This is a genomic window from Mesorhizobium sp. WSM4809, assembly GCF_055811655.1.
Genome location: NZ_JBVVQW010000020.1, coordinates 59,975 through 76,647, shown reverse-complemented (window position 1 = coordinate 76,647; position 16,673 = coordinate 59,975). Strand labels below are relative to the sequence as shown.

The following is a 16,673-nucleotide window of genomic DNA, read 5'->3' as shown; positions in this document are numbered from 1 at the left end:
TTCCAGCCGGACCATATTCAAAGGGCGGTGCCGGCTTCGAGCCGACGCCGCCCTTATCATTTACCTAGCTCCTGAGCCCCGGCGCCTCCTGGCCGGTGCGCTCGACATATTCCGTATAGCCGCCGCCATAGGTGTGGATACCCTCGGGCGTCAGTTCCAGCACGCGGTTGGAAAGCGCTGCGAGGAAATGCCGGTCGTGCGAGACGAACAGCATGGTGCCCTCGTATTGCGAAAGCGCCGTGATCAGCATCTCCTTGGTGGCGATGTCGAGGTGGTTGGTCGGCTCGTCCAGCACCAGAAGGTTGGGCGGGTCGAACAGCATCAGCGCCATCACCAGCCGCGCCTTCTCACCGCCTGACAGCACGCGGCATTTCTTCTCGATCTCGTCGCCGGAAAAACCGAAGCAGCCGGCAAGGGCCCGCAGCGGCGCCTGGCCGGCCTGCGGAAACGCGTCCTCCAGCGTCTGGAACACAGTGCGCTCGCCTTCCAGCACCTCCATCGCGTGCTGGGCGAAATAACCCATTTTGACGCTTGGCCCGCGCGCGACCGTGCCGGTGTCCGGCTCGGAAGCGCCGGCGACCAGCTTCAGAAGCGTCGATTTGCCGGCGCCATTGACGCCCATGATGCACCAGCGCTCGCGGCGGCGGACCTGGAAGTCGAGCCCCTCATAGATGGAGCGGCTGCCATAGCCCTTGTGGACGTTCTTCAGCGTCACGACATCCTCGCCGCAGCGCGGCGCCGGCAGGAAATCGAAGGACACGGTCTGGCGGCGCTTCGGCGGCTCGACGCGGTCGATCTTGTCCAGCTTCTTCACCCGGCTCTGCACCTGTGCGGCATGCGAGGCGCGCGCCTTGAAGCGCTCGATGAAGGCGATCTCCTTGGCCAGCATCGCCTGCTGGCGCTCGAACTGCGCCTGCTGCTGCTTGTCGGCGATCGCCCGCTGCTGCTGGTAGAATTCGTAGTTTCCGGAATAGGCGGTCAGCGAACCGGCGTCGATCTCGACCACCTTGTTGACGATGCGGTTCATGAACTCGCGATCGTGCGAGGTCATCAGCAGCGCGCCGTCATAGTTTTTCAGGAAGGATTCCAGCCAGATCAGGCTCTCCAGGTCGAGATGGTTGCTTGGCTCATCGAGCAGCATGGCGTCGGGCCGCATCAGCAGGATGCGGGCCAGCGCCACGCGCATCTTCCAGCCGCCGGAGAGCTTTCCGACATCGCCGTCCATCATCTCCTGCGAAAAGCCGAGACCGTCGAGCACTTCGCGGGCGCGGCCGTCCAGCGCATAACCGTCGAGTTCCTCGAAGTGGTGCTGCGCCTCGCCATATTTTTCGATGATTTCGTCCATCTGGTCGGCCTGGTCGGGATCGGCCATGGCCGCCTCGAGGGCTGCCATTTCGGCCGCGACTTCGCTGACCGGCCCAGCGCCGTTCATCACCTCGGCGACAGCGCTGTGGCCTTCCATGTCGCCGACATCCTGGCTGAAATAGCCGATGGTGACGCCGCGATCGACCTGCACCTGGCCTTCGTCGGGCTGCTCCTGCCCGGTGATCATGCGAAACAGCGTCGTCTTGCCGGCGCCGTTCGGCCCGACGAGGCCGACCTTCTCGCCCTTCTGCAGGGAGGCCGACGCTTCGATGAAGACAAGCTGACGGCCGTTCTGCTTGCTGATGCTTTCAAGTCTGATCATGCGGTGTCCGGGCTATATGCTTGCGTGAAAGGATTTGCCCGGCGCCTTACGCGAAGGATGGCCGCAAAGAAAGAGGCGCAAGCGCCGCAGACAGCGGAACGCCCTTGCCTTCCCCCCTTGTGGGGGAAGGTGGATCGGCGCGTCAGCGCCGAGACGGATGAGGGGTGTTCCAGCGGAATGAGACGTTGGTGTTCCCTGGAACACCCCTCATCCGACCTCGCTTCGCGAGGCCACCTTCTCCCCCAGGGGGAGAAGGGACAACCCCACCCAGACACACTCCAGAAACAAGAAACAACATCCGGGAAAAACTCGCGAAAACATCGCCTGTCATAACCACCCTCGCGGCGGTCAAGCGGGCTGCTGCACAACGCGAAGAAATGGTCCAAAACATGCAACGACGTTCGACCGGATGGACCGGTGCCCTGACAGGCATTTCGCTCGCCATGCTGGCGGTCGCACAGTCGGGGGCGGAAGCAGCGGTCACCCGGAGCGAATACTGCAGCCAGCTCGGTCTTCAACTCGACGGAGCCATCCAGACCAAAGCCAAACCCGGTGCCAGTGCGAGCCAGATCGCCGAGGCAACCGCGCTCCAGGACAAGGCGAACCGGTTTTGTGCCGAGCGCAAGCAGGCCCAAGGCATCAGGACCTACGCCAACGCCCTGAAACTCCTTGGCGTGACGCCGGTCGACTTGAACCAATAGTATCTGCCTTTGAACCATCAAGCACGCCAAGGCTGCTTGATTGCCCTCCTTCCTGACTTCCTCCCGGGAAAAGGCCGCCACTCGCAAAGCGAGGGCGGCTTTTTTCTTAACTACGCAATGCCGGAGGAAATGCGCGACAGACACCTGTCAAATCCGCACAAAAACAGATGCTTATAACAATTCAGATACTGAAGCACTTCATGCGACGCTGAGTGCCGATCGCAATCTGCCCAGGGATCGGGTGGCGGGCCGCATGCGCAACGCATACCCCTCGCCGCAGAAAGAGCCTGAGCGGCTTACTTCCTGCCTTGCGGATGGATCGCCTCGCCGCGCTTCAGCATTGCTACGAACGTCTCGATCTTCTTCTTGCGCCCGGCCTCGGTCTTCATGTTGTGGGTGCGGAAGGCGAGCGCGAAACGGTTCTGCGCACTGAGTTTTTCAAGCATCGCCTTCGCGGCGGGTTCGGCGTCTATGGCTGCTTGCAGGTCGTCGGGGATTTTCATCTGCTTGCCGCTGCCATAGGCGCGCGCCCAGCGCCCGTCCGCCTTGGCCGCCTCGACCTGTTTGAGCCCATGCTCGGTCATGCGGCCCTCCTCGACCAGCCGCGCGACATTGTCGATGTTGATCAGGCTCCAGATGCTCTTCCGGCTGCGCGGCGTGTAGCGCTGCAGGAAACTCTTGTCGTCCAGCCCCTTGCGCACCGCGTCGATCCAGCCGAAGCACAGCACCACGTCGATGGCTTCCTTCGGCGTGATCGACTTCAGTCCCGACCCCACCTTGTGAACCTTGATCCACACTTCGGTTTCCGTGGCGTGGTGCTTGCCGAGCCACGCGTAGAAGCTGCCCGCATCCGGAAACTCGTGCACCTTGTCGGGATCGACCTTGACCGGCGCCATTAGCCGGCCTGTTTGTTCAGTGCCGCTCGCGCCACCATAGTTCCTGCTCCCACTGTCGTATTGCCCGCATTGCGCCCATCGTCATCGCCCGGCATGTGGCACAGATCGCTGTCAGTTTTCGTCAGTTGCGTACCACAAAGCGAAGAAAGCATCGCCGCGCGACTTCGTCGGGGAGAAGAGAGGGCGCGCGATATTCCACCGCCATGCTATAGGACCGCAAGGTGTCAGTCTGGGGGAATATGCCACCATGAAATCTCTGCTGCTCGCTTTTCTATCTTTGCTGTTGCCGAGCCTCGCCCTTGCGGAGCCGATCGAAACCCGGAAAATCGTCACGGCTGTGACTGGCGACTTCAACGGCGATGGCGCCGTCGATCTTGCCATGGTGGTGGAGACCGAGCCCGGCCAGCCGATGGACGTCCACTTCTTCCTCAGGGACAAGGAGCACAATTACCTCAAGCCTGTCGAGATCGTGCACGAGCAGGTCCACGGGGAATGGAACGGCTACGACCGGCCGGGCTACGAGAACTCCGACACCGAGCCGGAACTGACGATGCTGCCCAACGGCTCGATCAAATTCTACCTGCCAGCGATGCCGGTCGGCAGCGAACGGACCGACATGACGCTGACCATCGCCTGGCGCAACGGTGCCTTCATCGTCGCCGGCTTCGCCTATAACCATGATGACTATTTGAAGGAGAATGCCGAAAGCGCCTGCGAGTACAATGTGCTGACCGGCAAAGGCACCAGCAGCGAAAAGCAGCCGGACGGCAGCACCAAGCACAAGACCGTCTCCGTCGAAGGCCAGGCCATCGCTTTCAAGGACTGGAACCCGGGCGCTGCCTTCACCGCTTGCGGCAACTGATCGCTTTGCATCATCGGCGCTTCCGATAGCGCTATCGGTTTCTTCCGTTTTCACTTGCCGTACCGAACTGCCAATTCCCTGCCCTTCTCCATCCAAGCAAAGGCAGAGCGAATGAGCATTTCAAATCAGAAAATCCTGATCGTCGGCGGCGGCTCCGGCATGGGTCTGGCGCTGGCCCGACGCTGCAGTGAAGCCGGGGCCAGGGTGATCATAGCCGGGCGCGGCGAGAACCGGCTGCGGCGCGTGAGGCGCTTGGCAATCCCGACGAGGCCCTGGCCGCGATGGCCGAGCGGCTGCCCGTCGCCGACGCCATCGACGCGCCTACTGCAGTTGCGGCTTTTTCAGAAAGCTGCCGCGGTCGGCCGATTTGACGCGCAGCCAGGTTTCGCGGCCGTCGCGCAGCACCCGCATCGGAATCTCGGCCCCCGCCGAGCCGCTTTCCCACAGCTTGCGATAGAAATCGGCCAGCCCGTCGACCGCGCCGTCGCGGATGTCGGAGATGATGTCGCCCTGACGCAGGCCGGCCTTGGCCGCCGGGCCGCCCTCGGTCACGCTCATCACCACCACCCTGCCGTCGCTTTCGGCCGACAGGGCGCCGAGCCACGGGCGCGGCGGCTTGGCCACCTGGCCGCGCGTCAGGAGGTCGTCGAGAATGGGCGGCAACAGATCGATCGGCACCACCATGTTGATGTCGGCCACCTCGCCGTTGCGGCTCATCTGTAGGCGCAGCGAGCCGATGCCGAGCAGCGAGCCGTCGGCGCCGAACAGCCCGGCACCGCCCCAGGACGGATGCGCCGGCGCAATGAAGATCGCCTCGTCGAGCAGATATTCCCAATAGCCGGCGAATTCCTGCTTGGTGACGATCTTGGCCTGCACCGACTGGCCGATGCCGTCGGCCAGCACGACGGCGTCGCCGATCCTGGCCTTGCCGGCATCGCCCAGCGCCACGGCCGGCAGGCCGAGCGGCGCCAGCGCCTGCACCAGGCCAAAGCCCGATTCCTGGTCATAGGCGAGCGCGTGCGCGGGGATGACGCGGCCGTCATGGCTGGTCAGCCAGACCTCTTCCGCTTCGGTGATGAGATAGCCGATGGTCAACACCAGCCCGTCATTGCGAATGACGACGCCGCTGCCTTCCCTGAGCGTGCCGAGCGCCCCGGCTGTAAAGGCATCTTCGGGAACAGTAGCCCGCACGGCAACGACCGAGCGCGGATTGGGATTGATGGTCATGCTTTTGTCCTGGATGGGCTTTGGCGACATCTTCTATAGGTATGCCACGCCGGAGAAGGCGCAAGGGCAAGGAAGAGCCCAATTGCCGATGTTGGCCCTGCGGGCATCGATAATAGTTCAACGCAAGTTGAACTTACACATCCGCAGCCCTAGTTTATGGCGACCTGCCATCCTTCCCCACGACACGAGGCCCCCGAGATGACCGAATACACCCCGCCGAAAGTATGGACCTGGAACAAGCCGAGCGGCGGAGCCTTTGCCAGCATCAACCGGCCGATCGCCGGACCGACGCATGACAAGGAACTGCCCGTCGGCAAGCATCCGTTGCAGCTCTATTCGCTGGCGACGCCGAACGGCGTCAAGGTCACCGTCATGCTGGAAGAGCTTCTGGCGCGCGGCCACAAGGGCGCCGAATACGATGCCTGGCTGATCCGGATCAACGATGGCGACCAGTTCGGCAGCGGCTTCGTCGAGGTCAATCCCAACTCCAAGATTCCGGCCCTGATGGACCGCGGTGGCACCACACCGGTGCGCATCTTCGAATCCGGTTCGATCCTAGTCTATCTCGCCGAAAAGTTCGGCGAATTCCTGCCGACCGAACAGCCGGCCCGCGCCGAGGTGCTGTCCTGGCTGTTCTGGCAGATGGGCTCGGCGCCGTATCTGGGCGGCGGCTTCGGTCACTTTTATGCGTATGCGCCGGAAAAGTTCGAATATGCCATCGACCGCTTCTCGATGGAGGTGAAACGCCAGATGGATGTGCTCGACCGCCGGCTGGCCGAGACCGAATATCTCGGCGGCAAGGACTATTCCATCGCCGATATGGCGGTGTGGCCCTGGTATGGCGGGCTGGCGCTCGGCCGCATGTACAATGATTCCGCCGAGTTCCTGTCCGTGCAGGAATACACACATGTGCAACGCTGGGCCAAGGCGATCGACGCACGACCGGCGGTCAAGCGCGGCCGCATGGTCAACCGCGCTTTCGGCGAGCCTGCCATGCAATTGCATGAGCGCCACGACGCCAGCGATTTCGAGACCAAGACACAGGATAGACTGGCCGCCGAATAGGCCATAGCGGGTCGCGGCAAAGGAAACCCGCCACCGACGCGACGTCGGGGCGGGTTTTCGCCAAGGTCCAGTGCTGCGGGAACTCCCTTAGTGCAGCACTTCAACGATCTGGCGGGTCTCCGGATCGACGAGGACCGTCTGGTCATTGATCACGGCGACGCGATATTTGACGTCGGGCACCTCACGCAATTCGACAGTGTCCGGCACCGAGGAGCCGAGCTTGAGTTCGACCCCCAGAAGGTTCACCGAGGCAAGCGGTTCCCTCTTGATGTATTCGCGAACGACCGTCTCCTGCTCCGGCTGGACGACGACGACGCTCTCCGCCAGCGCCGCACCAATGCCGCCCATCAGGACGACTGCGGCCGCCGCGCTTGTAAGATAAAGTTTCATGACCGTCTCCTAGTGACAATTGAATTCCGCCCTCCATAAAAACTCCACCGCTGCCATGCGGTTCCATCAAACTTCAGAATTGAAGATGTTACGTTTTCGGCTCGGATATTAATTTGTTGCTGATCAGACATGCGGCAGACAGCGCGGAAATGCTTGAAAACTTGCACAAATGTGTACGGACATTAGAAGACGAAAAATTCCTGCTGTAGCCGGATTGGCGAAGCACCTGTCGTCGCCGCGTCAAATCAGCCTCGCGTCTGGACAATGGGAGCACGAAAAAGGCTCGCCCCGCCGGGAGCAGAGCGAGCCATGGCAGTTCCGATGGAGGTGGCAACCTCACCGGTACCGCTAGAGAACGCGAAGCATCATCACTTGTTCCACCTGACGGCCTGAGCTCCATGCGAAGGAGGTCGCGCATGCGTCATGTTCCCACGATAACGCTGCGCCGAAATCTCCGGCAGGGATATGCTCGGACGCTGTCTCAGTGACCAAACACCGTGGTCGCGCTGGTGGCGAGGTTCCCCGAATTGCCCGGGCGCACACGCGCGAGTGATCCTGGCTACCCGGTCTTAAAGCCGGACACCGTCGCGACGCAATGGCGGGAAGGCGTCTACCGGATCCTGGCTCGGCGCGATATCATGCGAGCCCCTGAAGATCAGCCTCACGATGAGCACGAAGTAGCCGACCTGCAGGACAAGCAGCGTCGCTATCGTCCAGGCAAATGCCTCCCAGAAAGAGCCGGTAACCATATAGGTCCAGACCGCGACGATGATGGCCGTGGCTGACATTCCTACGAGAAACTGTCCAAAATACATGGTTTCCCAAAACCGTCGAAACCGCGGCGGTTCCGATCAGTCCCTGCCTCATTCCCATTTCCCGCAGACAACATTTCATTATTTTAGCAACTTCGCAAGTAAGCGGCCCATCTCCACTGCGCTCTCCATTGCGCGGCGACTTGGCAAGCGTGGCGATCCGGGGACGGCGGCGGGTGCTGGCGGGGGCTGCCAGTTGTCGGCAATCCAGAAGCACGCCTGCAGTTCAAGCACGGGAACAAACGCCGGCACCCCGAGTTTCGCCTGCAGTTTTCAAGGAAAGGAGCCCAACATGGCACCGCGCAACAAACCAGACGCCGATATCGAAGATGACGCGCCGCAGGCGGACGGGCCGACCATCGAGCAGCAGGATTGGGATGCAATCAAGGGCGGCGAGATCCTGCCAGAGTCCGTGCCGGAAAACGGCGACATGCGTTACGGCATCGAAAAAGACGGCGATCTGCCCGACGAGGACGACGATAACGCGTACCAGGACAGCGACGACGCCCTTCCCGATGATGAGGAAGAAGCCGCGATCACGCGCGATCAGAACCGCGAGGGCCCATTCGACGAGACGTGAGCCATTCGTCGCCCGAGACATGACTACCTGTTGTTGAACTTACCAAAGCCACATTTTCCATGCCCGTTTCGCGGGAAAATGTGCTTGGCTGGCTAAGTTTTCCCCCTAAGCTTTATATGAGATTTACCTAAAATAGCGGAACATCCAAGGGACATTATCGGAACTGAACAAGGCCCCTTGGACTTTTGCGCACAACGGATAAGACCTTGGTCCTACAGGAAATAGCAAAAGCCCGACCTGACCGATTGAAGCTCCGCCAAGGGAACATCGGGCCGCGCTTGTCGTTTGTCGCGAAGGTTCGGCACCCCTGGTGTGCCATATCTGGAGAACGGCGCGATGCCCCACCGATCCACCATCGTCAAGACAGGCCATGGTCCAGGCACGGCGATCGCCGTGCTCATGGTTGGATTGATGGCGGTGGGCATCGTCTTCGTTGTTCTCGGCAGTTCGCTCTACTTCAGCGAGCAGCCTGCGGATCAACGTGCCCTGCCTTCGCCGCCCGCTCGATCGACACACGATAGCAAAGCGGCAAACTGAACGAGCCCGAACCAATTGCCGAGCGATGGCGAGATTGCGGCCGCGCGGGTCCTCCAGGCTTCGTCCAGTGGAGCGGACGGCTTCGGGTGATGTATTGTCCACCGGAGGCTTTTGGCGCCGCTTGCATTAATATTAGACTTATAGAATATAAGGATGGCCGGCGACCGCCAGAAGTCGGCTGGCCCGGCGTGCCTCCCTTTGCACCTGGCTGCCGGGCCATTTCTCGCCAACGGATCGCATGCGTCGGTGCACCGTCATCTTGACGTCTTCGCTTCTGTCTGGCGCGGATTCACCTTCGCGCCGCCTCGCCATGTGGAGCTCCAGCCTCGGCAAACGGCATTCTGCTCGGCAACCGCCGGAAAAATGCGGACGCCGAGCCGATCGCGCTGGTCAAGCCGCTAAGACGTGCTGGCTAGCTGCTAAAACCGAAGGATGACCGAGGGCCCGCGTCTGCGATAGCACCGGACGCGACGGCGACCATGCCGCCAATAACTACGGCAGACCCGTCTCCATCGCCGCCCGTGCCGGCGCCGGCGCCAGCCCCGATCCCAGTCCCGATCCCGATCCCAGTCCCGATCCCAGCGTCGATGGTCGACCGGCTGCACCTCCGCATGTGTACCGTCGTCGAAGGCCTCTGTTTGTGACGCCTCTATTTCATCGAGAATGCCGTTTCCGGCGCCTGGAACACCGGCCACTGCTTCGGTCGGGCGAATTGCCCCTGCAAGGGCTGCTGCCCCGGCAATGCCAAACATTGCTGTCAAGAAGGATCGCCGATCCATAGTAAACCTCCCAACGTTGCATAAGCTGAACGAAGCGCTCGCTTGCCGAATGAGCAGGCCCGCGCTCGGTGAAGATAGAGGATTCGCCAGCCGCCGAAGCGGCTTGCGAATCCTATCAGCGCAGGAAGGGACGTTGCTGCGCCGATCGACGACATGTCAGCCAAGGACTATTCACATCCCCAGAAAGGTGACGGCCGTCGCGAAAATCGGTGCGAGCAACCAGCGCGCTTGGCCAACACTTTTGTCCATCTGTTTCTCCGAATCCGGGAGACAAACAGTCGTGAACAGAGAGCCGTTCCCGTCGGTAAGACTAATGCGCTCGCGGACCGGACTTAAGTCGCACTTCTCATCCGACCGAAGCCCCAGCGGAGGAACATTTTCATTTGGCTCAAGTTCAGTTGCTCGTCAGCGTTGGACGATCTTGTCATGCTGACTCGCAAGGAGAAACAGTATGAAAATGCACCTAACGGGCACCGCTGCGGCGCTATTGCTGTTGGCCGGAGTCGGCGCCGTTGCCGCTCAGGACGTTGTCATTCAGCCTGAACAGGACACGGTCATCCGCGAGTATGTGAAGAAGCAGCCCCTCGCTTCGGTCAAGGTTCCCGGTGTGGAACTGAATATTGGTAGCGCGTTGCCGGAAACGGTCGAGCTTCATGAGATCCCCGATGTCCAATACCGCTACGTGGTCGTCGACAACCGCACCGTCCTGGTGGATCCGGGCACCCGCAAGATCATCAAGGTCTACGACTGAATTTCGAACGGTCCCAAACCCGCCGCCAGCCACGGCGGCGGGTCGCACATGTCAGGTTCCAATCAGGACGAGTGAAGATGACAAGCAAAGCTGTGAGATCCCCTGCTTTGGGCGTTCGCCTGGCCGATCTCCAAGCCAGAATGCGCGATGCGCGGGTAACGGATGCCGAAATGAAAACCTTTCAAAAGGTCGCGGCCATCATGGAAGATCGTCATGGCCGGATCGATGCCGACGACCTGATTGCGGCGTCGTTCCTCGCCGATCCGGTGCAGGAGCGACGGACGCCTTGAGGGGCATGCCGACAACCAGCAGACTTTTTGATTCCCCGTCCCGGGAAAGCGCGCCGAAAGTCTCAGCCGAATCCGCACTTTTGCTCCGGCCTATTCCGCTTTCGCGGAAGTTTCGAGCGACCTGCGATGTGCAATGTTGCTAATGCGGCGGTACGAGCCGCCCTGGTTGACGCGGGCGCCCGAGCCATCCCAACAATGCGCCCCCCCGTCCGCGTCGACCACGGCAGCCGCCCAGCGCTGTCTTCCCTCGCGAACTCCTCAAGCCGGCCTGCCTGATGCGGCCTGCGGCGACGGTCGGGCTTCAGCCGCCGACAAGCGCCTTTGTGGTCACCAGATTGACACCGGCCTCCGCGAATTCGCCATTGTGCCTGGTGATGACCTGTTCGGCACTCTCGCTGGCATTGTCCAGCGTGCTGTGCGCATCGGACACCACGGTCACGCCGAGCCCTCTGGCGATCGCGCCCTTGACCGTCGCGGCCACGCAAAAATCGGTCTGTGCGCCCAAGAGCACGACAGCACCCGCACCTTGCCCGGCCACCCAGTCACCGAAGGTGGGATTGCTGAATGCATCGCGCACCGATTTGGCAAAGGTCGGCTCGTCCGCCGCCTGGCCGAGCGCGGGCCAAACCGGCCAGCCCGGCTCATCCGGTGCCAACGGATCGCCATCGGGTCCGTCATGCCTGATAAAAGCGACCTTGCGCCCGCCGCGCCGCGCCCAATCGATCACCGCCTTGGTGCGCTCGACAATATCTGGCGCATCATGGATCGGCGGCTCGTGCACACCGTCGAACATGCCGGTCTGGAGACCGATGACAATGAGCGGCGCGTTGTCTGGGAGGCTGGCTTCTGACATGGTTTTACATAGCACGGCGGACAAGGTGATCAAGATTTCGCTCATTCCGGCGCGCCGGCAAACAGCACGACGCCCTCGCCGCCGGTGGCCGGCCAATCCCTGATGGCGCGGTCGTTGCCGCCGGTCAGCACCGTGCCATCGGCGGTGAAGGCCACCGCGTAGATCGGGCCGGTCCGGCTATCGAACATCGCGATTTGGTTGCCGGTGTCCATGTCCCACAGCCGCGCCGTGCCGTCGAGCGAGCCGGAGACCAGGCGCTGGCCGTCGGCCGACAGCGCCAATGCGTAGACAGTGCCTTCGTGGCCTTCAAAGCGGCGCGCTTCGCGGCCGCTGTCTAGATCCCAGAGCTTGATCGTGTAATCGCCACTGCCGGTGACCAGATGATGCCCGTCGGCGGTGAACGCGGCGCCATATGTGCCTCGCTCATGCCCGTGCCAACTTCGTAATTGCTTGCCGCTTTCGATGTCCCAAAGTTTCAGTGTGCCGTCTATGCTGCCGCTGAGGGCTTGCCTGCCATCGGGCGAGACGGCGACGGCGCTGACCGACCAGCCGTTCCCGCTCATGGCGTGCAGCACAGCGCCCTTCTTGAGATCCCAGACGATGACATTGCCCGTGTCGTGCCCGCTGATGGCATGTTTGCCGTCCGGGCTGATCGCCAGCTTTCTGACGCCGCCATTGCCGCCCGAGGAGAAGACATGCAGCACCGCGCCGTCGGAAAGTTTGCGCTGCACGATCTCGCCGTCGTCGCCGGCCGTCAGCGCGCTGACGCCGTCGGGCATGAACAGCGCCGTGCGGGCCATATCCTTGTGCACGCCGAGAGTGCGGATCAGCTGCTTGGCGGCGATGTCCCACAGCTTGATCGTGTGATCGGTGCTGGCGCTCATGATCGAGTGCCCGTCGGGCGCCACCGCCAGCCAGACGACCGAATCGCGGTGGCCCTCGGGCTGCGTCGGTAGCGGCGGCGGAGCCGGCGGCAATGGCGCCACGATGGGCGGCGGAATGACCGCGACCTCCGGCGGCGCCGGAGGCGCGGGCGCGGTCGGCGGCACTAGCGTTGGCGGGGTCGGTTGCACCAGCGCCGGCGGCGTCAGTGGGACCGGTGCCGCAGGCGGATTGGCGGCCTCCGGCGGCGAAGCAACTTCTGCTGGTGCAGGCGGTGGGACTGCCGGCTCTGAGGCCGGCGGCGCGCTGGCGACATCATGCCCCTTGGGTTCGTTGGCCTTCGGCTCGCCAGGGTTGGGTTCGTCGGCCTTCGGTTCGACGGGCTCGCTGGCTATGTCGCCGCCCTCATGCCAAGGGCCGAACCGGTCGGCGGCCAGTGCGGCGACCACGACCAATGGCAGGACGAGAAAGACTCTGCGCAGGCCGGGCCTGCCAGCATCCTGCATCTCCGCCGCGCGACCAAACAGCGGCGCGCCCGCTGCTTGGCCCGACCGGTCCGGCAAGAGGCCGGCCCAAAACAGCCCTGCACCAAGCAGGCAGGCGAACGCCGCCACCAGGAACCCCGCCAGCCGTAACGAGGCTGGGTCCATCGGCGGGCCTGAAAAGCCGCGCCAGAGGAAAGCCTCGCCGATTGCCGGCCAATAAATCCGCGCCAGGCAGCCTACGGCGACAACGACCAGGGCAAGCGCGAGCAATCTGTCGGCACCCTTGTTCATTGAAACCCCTCGGGCGTTGTTGCGGCCCTCACCATGTGACGGTTGCCCGCCGCATGTCGACGTCGAGACTATCAGCCGCAAGCTCGTGTCGCCAAGAGCCCGTGTGGACGCCCGGCTTGGTTGACACATCTTGCGTATCTGCCATCATCGCGCAGGGAGGAGAGATCACGATGAAGAAGACTTATGCGAAGCCGACCTTCGTCAAGAAGGGGAAGCTTTCAGCCGTCACGGCAAACGGCCCGACCAGCGCCACGCTTTAATCCGACGCATCTTTGGCGGATCGCGCTAGCTGCTGGAGAAGCAAACTCCAGGTGCAATGGTTTTCGGAATAGCGCGAAACAAAGAATAGGGGCCCTGGCCCCTTGTCGCTCATTGTTGGATTTATTGCAGGTTTGTTGCTTTCAGCTCGCATGGTTGACAGATGGCCGCAGTATGGCATCATCACGCTGGGATTTTAGGAGAGTCTGAAAATGAAGAAGATTTATGTGAAGCCATCGTTTTTGAAAAAAGGCCGTCTGTCGGCGGTCACAGCGTCAAACGGCCCCTCTATTATTATTTCAAACGGCGCCGCACCAACCTGACCGTAAACGTAACCTGATTGAAGCGGGGCGAAATTTCGCTCCGCTTTGGCGTGCCCAATCTCAGCGCGTCAAGACCAAATCGTCCACGACCATTTGCCAATAGTGTTTCGTCGACAGGCGAACACGCGTTACAGCCTTGAGCATCGGGGCGTAGTGCAGCGGCGTGAGCGCCGACAGCGTGATCTGATCGCTTGAAATCAGCTGCTCGCCAAGCCAGCTTTCGATCAGCGCCACCTCCCCTTCCGACGCCAGCCAGGCGGCGCTCAGCATGACCGAGTGAAAGCCGAACGGCCGTTCGCGGCTGAATTCGGCCGGCAGCCCGCTGCTGGTGTAGAGCACATAGTCACCGGAGACATTGCCATTGACATAGCCCTGGCTGTCCTTGGTGTAGTCGCGGGCCATCGCATTCAGGTTGCGCCACGTCAATCCGGCATGACCGGCCGGAATTTTCCTGAAGGGGCGCGACGTCACATCGTCGAAATCGATCGTTTCGAGGGCGGCATCAGTGTCGATGCCGGCGCGTTGCGGCGACAGCAGGCCGAGATCCGCCGAGTAGGGCGACAGCGTCAGCCGCCGCTCCAAGCCGCCGCCGCTGACGCTGGCCGTGTCGGCTTCTTCAGCCAGGTCGAAGCTGAAGACGGCACCCGGCGCCAGTGCCCGCGTCTCCAGGACGTGCCCGTTCCCCGACATGGAGAGGGTCGCTGGTCCATCGCCGGCAACGCGCCCGCTGACGCGGCGCGGCGGTGCCAGACCGACCGGCAGCAGCATCTCCTGCGATACCATCCCGGCCGGCGAACCCGGCAGCGGCATGAAGTGTCGGGACTGAATGTCATTTTCGCTTTTCGCCTGCCAGCCGGGCGGTACCGAAACCACAAAGCGCCAGTTGCCCGGCTTGCGGATCACGGCCTTTCTGCTTTTCACCGACATGGGAAAATTGGCAAAGCCGGCATTGTTGGTGCGCGCGGATGCGGCGAGCTTGCCCGCCTCGTCATACAGCCGCACCATGATCCCGGCCATCGGCCGGTCTCCGGCGCCGTATTTGCCGTCGCGATCGACATCGAAATAGACGAAGGATGAGTAATTGAGCATACCCCCGCCGGCGTTCCATTCGGTACGGACGGCATAGTCGGCAGCCGGATTGGTCTGCCGCCGTCCCTTGCGGCGGCTGCGCTTCCGCCACAGCAGCCAGGACATGACAGCAGCCGCAAGCACGACAATGGCGGCGGCCAGTATCTCGACGGCGCCCAAGTCAGGCATGGAGCCTCGATTCACAAATCTCGTGGGGGGTTGCGTTCACGGGCGATCCGGCTGCGTTGGAGTACTTTGCCGACAGGTTATTGCATGTCGGCCAAAAGCGAACCCGGATTGGGACAGCAACATGCATCGAGACAAAAGACTTTAAGCGCGTTGCAGGGACCCGTTCAAGCGCGACGCAATGAAAGCAGTCGCCTACTTCAATTCCACCCACACCGGCGCATGGTCGCTGGCGCCGTCCTCGCCGCGCACGTCGCGGTCGATGCCGGCGGCGGTCAGGCGGCGTGCCAGTTTCTTCGACAGCAGAATGTGATCGAGCCGGAGGCCGGCATCGCGCGGCCAGCGGTTGCGGCGATAGTCCCAGAATGTGTAAAGCGTTTCCTTCGGATGCTTCTTGCGCAGGGCATCAAGCCAACCCTGATCGAGCAGGCGCTGGAACGACGCCCGGCTTTCCGGCTGCACCAGCGCGTTGTCGTCATAGGAGCGGGTGGCGTAGATATCGCGCGGCTCGGGCACGATGTTGTAGTCGCCGGCCAGCACCACCGGCAGGCCGGTGTCGAGCAACTGTTCGGCATGCACCTCCAGCCGTGCGTGCCAGGCGAGCTTGTAGGCGAATTTCGGGCCGGGCTGAGGATTGCCGTTCGGCGCATAGAGACAAGCGACGATGATGCCGTTCACCGCCGCCTCGATATAACGGCTCTGCCTGTCGGCATCATCGCCGGGCAAGGCATCGCGGGTCAGCACTGGCTCGGCGCCCCGTGCCAGGATGGCAACACCGTTCCACGTCGGCTCGCCCTTCCACACCGCGCCATAGCCGGCCGCCGCCAATGCCGAGCGTGGAAACTGCATGTCGCGCGCCTTCAGCTCCTGCAGGCAGGCGACATCGGGCTTTGCCACAGCCAGCCATCCCAGCAGGTTTTCAAGCCGGCTGTTGATGTTGTTGATGTTGAAGGAGGCGATCTTCATCGCTTCAGGAAGCGATCCGACCCGACCACGCCTTGACCGTCTCGGCCAGCGTCTTCAGATGGTCGGCCGCCGAAAATCCCGAGATGCTCTTGCGAGGCTTGAGATCGTGGTCGCCGTCCTCCAGCCAGATGACCTCGATGCGATCGGAAAGGTCATAAGTCGCAACCTCGTCCCTGGTGCCGAACTCGTCGCGGGTACCCTGGAAGATCAGCGTCGGCGTCTTCAGATCGGCAAGGTGTTTGGTGCGCAATTGCTCGGGCTTGGCCGGCGGATGGAAGGGATAGCCGAGGCAAACCAGCCCTGAAATCTCGCCCTTGGCAAACATCTCGTCCGCGACCATGGAGGCGACGCGCCCGCCCATCGACTTGCCGCCGATGATCAGCGGTCCCGTCACGCCCTTTGCCCTGAGGTCGGCTATCGCCGTGATATATTCCGGGTTCAACGTCTCGGCCCTCGGCGGTGGCTTGCGGTGGCCGTAGCGGCGGGCAGCCATGTAGTGGAATTCAAAGCGTGCGACCTGTAAGCCTGCCGCGGCCAGCGCCTTGGCGGTGGCGGTCATTGAAGGCGAATCCATCGACGCGCCGGCGCCATGGGCGAGCAGGATGGTGATGGCAGCGGTGTCGGGACCGTCGAAGAGGAAGGTGGTCATGGTGTGATGTCCGGCGCGACGGCGACGCTGCTGATCTCCCCCCTCGTGGGGGAGATGCCGGGCAGGGCAGAGGGGGGCGTGAAGGAATGCCAGTCTTCGGTCCGGCTTGCGTGCGGGAACACGCCCCAAAATTGG

General features: G+C 62.5%; 19 protein-coding genes and 1 pseudogene. 10 read left to right on the top strand and 10 right to left on the bottom strand.

The features are described 5' to 3' along the window. Window positions 1–64 precede the first annotated feature (64 nt). On the bottom strand, window positions 65–1,687 hold the full coding sequence (locus tag AC0L24_RS30025; RefSeq protein ID WP_127809779.1) for an ABC-F family ATP-binding cassette domain-containing protein: 1,623 nt from the start codon (window positions 1,685–1,687) through the stop codon (window positions 65–67). Window positions 1,688–2,076: 389 nt separating this feature from the next. Here AC0L24_RS30025 and AC0L24_RS30020 point away from each other — a divergent pair, with 389 nt between their 5' ends. Further along, the gene (locus tag AC0L24_RS30020) at window positions 2,077–2,388 is read left to right on the top strand and encodes a hypothetical protein (protein WP_127809778.1); all 312 of its coding nucleotides are present in this window, start codon (window positions 2,077–2,079) and stop codon (window positions 2,386–2,388) included. A gap of 296 nt (window positions 2,389–2,684) precedes the next feature. On the opposite strand, the gene AC0L24_RS30015 is transcribed toward AC0L24_RS30020, so the two are convergent. After that, on the bottom strand, window positions 2,685–3,284 hold the full coding sequence (locus tag AC0L24_RS30015) for a YdeI/OmpD-associated family protein (protein WP_127809777.1): 600 nt from the start codon (window positions 3,282–3,284) through the stop codon (window positions 2,685–2,687). 247 nt (window positions 3,285–3,531) lie between these two features. On the opposite strand from AC0L24_RS30015, the gene AC0L24_RS30010 reads away from it, so the two are divergent. Further along, entirely contained in the window at window positions 3,532–4,146 is a 615-nt protein-coding gene (locus tag AC0L24_RS30010) for a hypothetical protein (RefSeq protein ID WP_127809776.1), read from the top strand. Between the two features lie 111 nt (window positions 4,147–4,257). Continuing rightward, window positions 4,258–4,395 (top strand): annotated as a pseudogene (locus AC0L24_RS30005) (SDR family NAD(P)-dependent oxidoreductase); the annotation flags it as partial. Between the two features lie 72 nt (window positions 4,396–4,467). On the opposite strand, the gene AC0L24_RS30000 reads toward AC0L24_RS30005, so the two are convergent. Next, entirely contained in the window at window positions 4,468–5,373 is a 906-nt protein-coding gene (locus tag AC0L24_RS30000; RefSeq protein WP_127809775.1) for a S1C family serine protease, read from the bottom strand. 198 nt (window positions 5,374–5,571) lie between these two features. Here AC0L24_RS30000 and yghU point away from each other — a divergent pair, with 198 nt between their 5' ends. Then, window positions 5,572–6,438 (top strand): glutathione-dependent disulfide-bond oxidoreductase, encoded by an 867-nt coding sequence (gene yghU / locus AC0L24_RS29995; RefSeq protein ID WP_127809774.1) that lies wholly within the window; start codon window positions 5,572–5,574, stop codon window positions 6,436–6,438. Between the two features lie 87 nt (window positions 6,439–6,525). On the opposite strand, the gene AC0L24_RS29990 is transcribed toward yghU, so the two are convergent. Together AC0L24_RS29990 and AC0L24_RS29985 are read right to left on the bottom strand one after the other, a co-directional pair. Continuing rightward, complete coding sequence (locus AC0L24_RS29990; RefSeq protein ID WP_027035237.1) at window positions 6,526–6,828, bottom strand: DUF1236 domain-containing protein; 303 nt, start codon at window positions 6,826–6,828, stop codon at window positions 6,526–6,528. A 569-nt stretch (window positions 6,829–7,397) separates the two neighbouring features. Beyond that, entirely contained in the window at window positions 7,398–7,616 is a 219-nt protein-coding gene (locus AC0L24_RS29985) for an exopolysaccharide production repressor protein (protein ID WP_306462370.1), read from the bottom strand. 316 nt (window positions 7,617–7,932) lie between these two features. On the opposite strand from AC0L24_RS29985, the gene AC0L24_RS29980 reads away from it, so the two are divergent. The 4 genes from AC0L24_RS29980 to AC0L24_RS29965 all read left to right on the top strand — a co-directional run bounded on the left by AC0L24_RS29980 (window position 7,933) and on the right by AC0L24_RS29965 (window position 10,577). Continuing rightward, entirely contained in the window at window positions 7,933–8,220 is a 288-nt protein-coding gene (locus AC0L24_RS29980; protein ID WP_127268526.1) for a hypothetical protein, read from the top strand. A 336-nt stretch (window positions 8,221–8,556) separates the two neighbouring features. Next, entirely contained in the window at window positions 8,557–8,757 is a 201-nt protein-coding gene (locus AC0L24_RS29975; RefSeq protein ID WP_127396224.1) for a hypothetical protein, read from the top strand. Window positions 8,758–9,987: 1,230 nt separating this feature from the next. Next, on the top strand, window positions 9,988–10,287 hold the full coding sequence (locus AC0L24_RS29970) for a DUF1236 domain-containing protein (RefSeq protein WP_127396222.1): 300 nt from the start codon (window positions 9,988–9,990) through the stop codon (window positions 10,285–10,287). A 77-nt stretch (window positions 10,288–10,364) separates the two neighbouring features. Continuing rightward, window positions 10,365–10,577, top strand: a complete 213-nt coding sequence (locus AC0L24_RS29965) for a hypothetical protein (protein ID WP_127811366.1) — start codon at window positions 10,365–10,367, stop codon at window positions 10,575–10,577. Between the two features lie 301 nt (window positions 10,578–10,878). Here the strand turns inward: AC0L24_RS29965 and AC0L24_RS29960 are convergent, their stop codons facing one another. Further along, on the bottom strand, window positions 10,879–11,430 hold the full coding sequence (locus AC0L24_RS29960; protein WP_292661058.1) for an isochorismatase family protein: 552 nt from the start codon (window positions 11,428–11,430) through the stop codon (window positions 10,879–10,881). 41 nt (window positions 11,431–11,471) lie between these two features. Beyond that, entirely contained in the window at window positions 11,472–13,088 is a 1,617-nt protein-coding gene (locus AC0L24_RS29955; protein ID WP_473564676.1) for a WD40 repeat domain-containing protein, read from the bottom strand. Window positions 13,089–13,258: 170 nt separating this feature from the next. On the opposite strand from AC0L24_RS29955, the gene AC0L24_RS29950 reads away from it, so the two are divergent. Beyond that, window positions 13,259–13,348 carry a putative RiPP precursor gene (locus AC0L24_RS29950; protein WP_127396513.1) on the top strand — a complete coding sequence of 30 codons (90 nt, stop codon included), beginning with the start codon at window positions 13,259–13,261 and terminating at the stop codon, window positions 13,346–13,348. 210 nt (window positions 13,349–13,558) lie between these two features. Beyond that, complete coding sequence (locus tag AC0L24_RS29945; RefSeq protein ID WP_127396512.1) at window positions 13,559–13,669, top strand: putative RiPP precursor; 111 nt, start codon at window positions 13,559–13,561, stop codon at window positions 13,667–13,669. Window positions 13,670–13,729: 60 nt separating this feature from the next. Here AC0L24_RS29945 and AC0L24_RS29940 read toward each other — a convergent pair whose 3' ends face one another. The 3 genes from AC0L24_RS29940 to AC0L24_RS29930 all read right to left on the bottom strand — a co-directional run bounded on the left by AC0L24_RS29940 (window position 13,730) and on the right by AC0L24_RS29930 (window position 16,538). Continuing rightward, window positions 13,730–14,926 (bottom strand): hypothetical protein, encoded by a 1,197-nt coding sequence (locus tag AC0L24_RS29940; RefSeq protein WP_127809770.1) that lies wholly within the window; start codon window positions 14,924–14,926, stop codon window positions 13,730–13,732. A 192-nt stretch (window positions 14,927–15,118) separates the two neighbouring features. Beyond that, complete coding sequence (locus AC0L24_RS29935) at window positions 15,119–15,889, bottom strand: exodeoxyribonuclease III (protein WP_127269168.1); 771 nt, start codon at window positions 15,887–15,889, stop codon at window positions 15,119–15,121. A 4-nt stretch (window positions 15,890–15,893) separates the two neighbouring features. Next, window positions 15,894–16,538 carry an alpha/beta hydrolase family protein gene (locus AC0L24_RS29930; protein WP_292661061.1) on the bottom strand — a complete coding sequence of 215 codons (645 nt, stop codon included), beginning with the start codon at window positions 16,536–16,538 and terminating at the stop codon, window positions 15,894–15,896. Window positions 16,539–16,673: the final 135 nt, after the last annotated feature.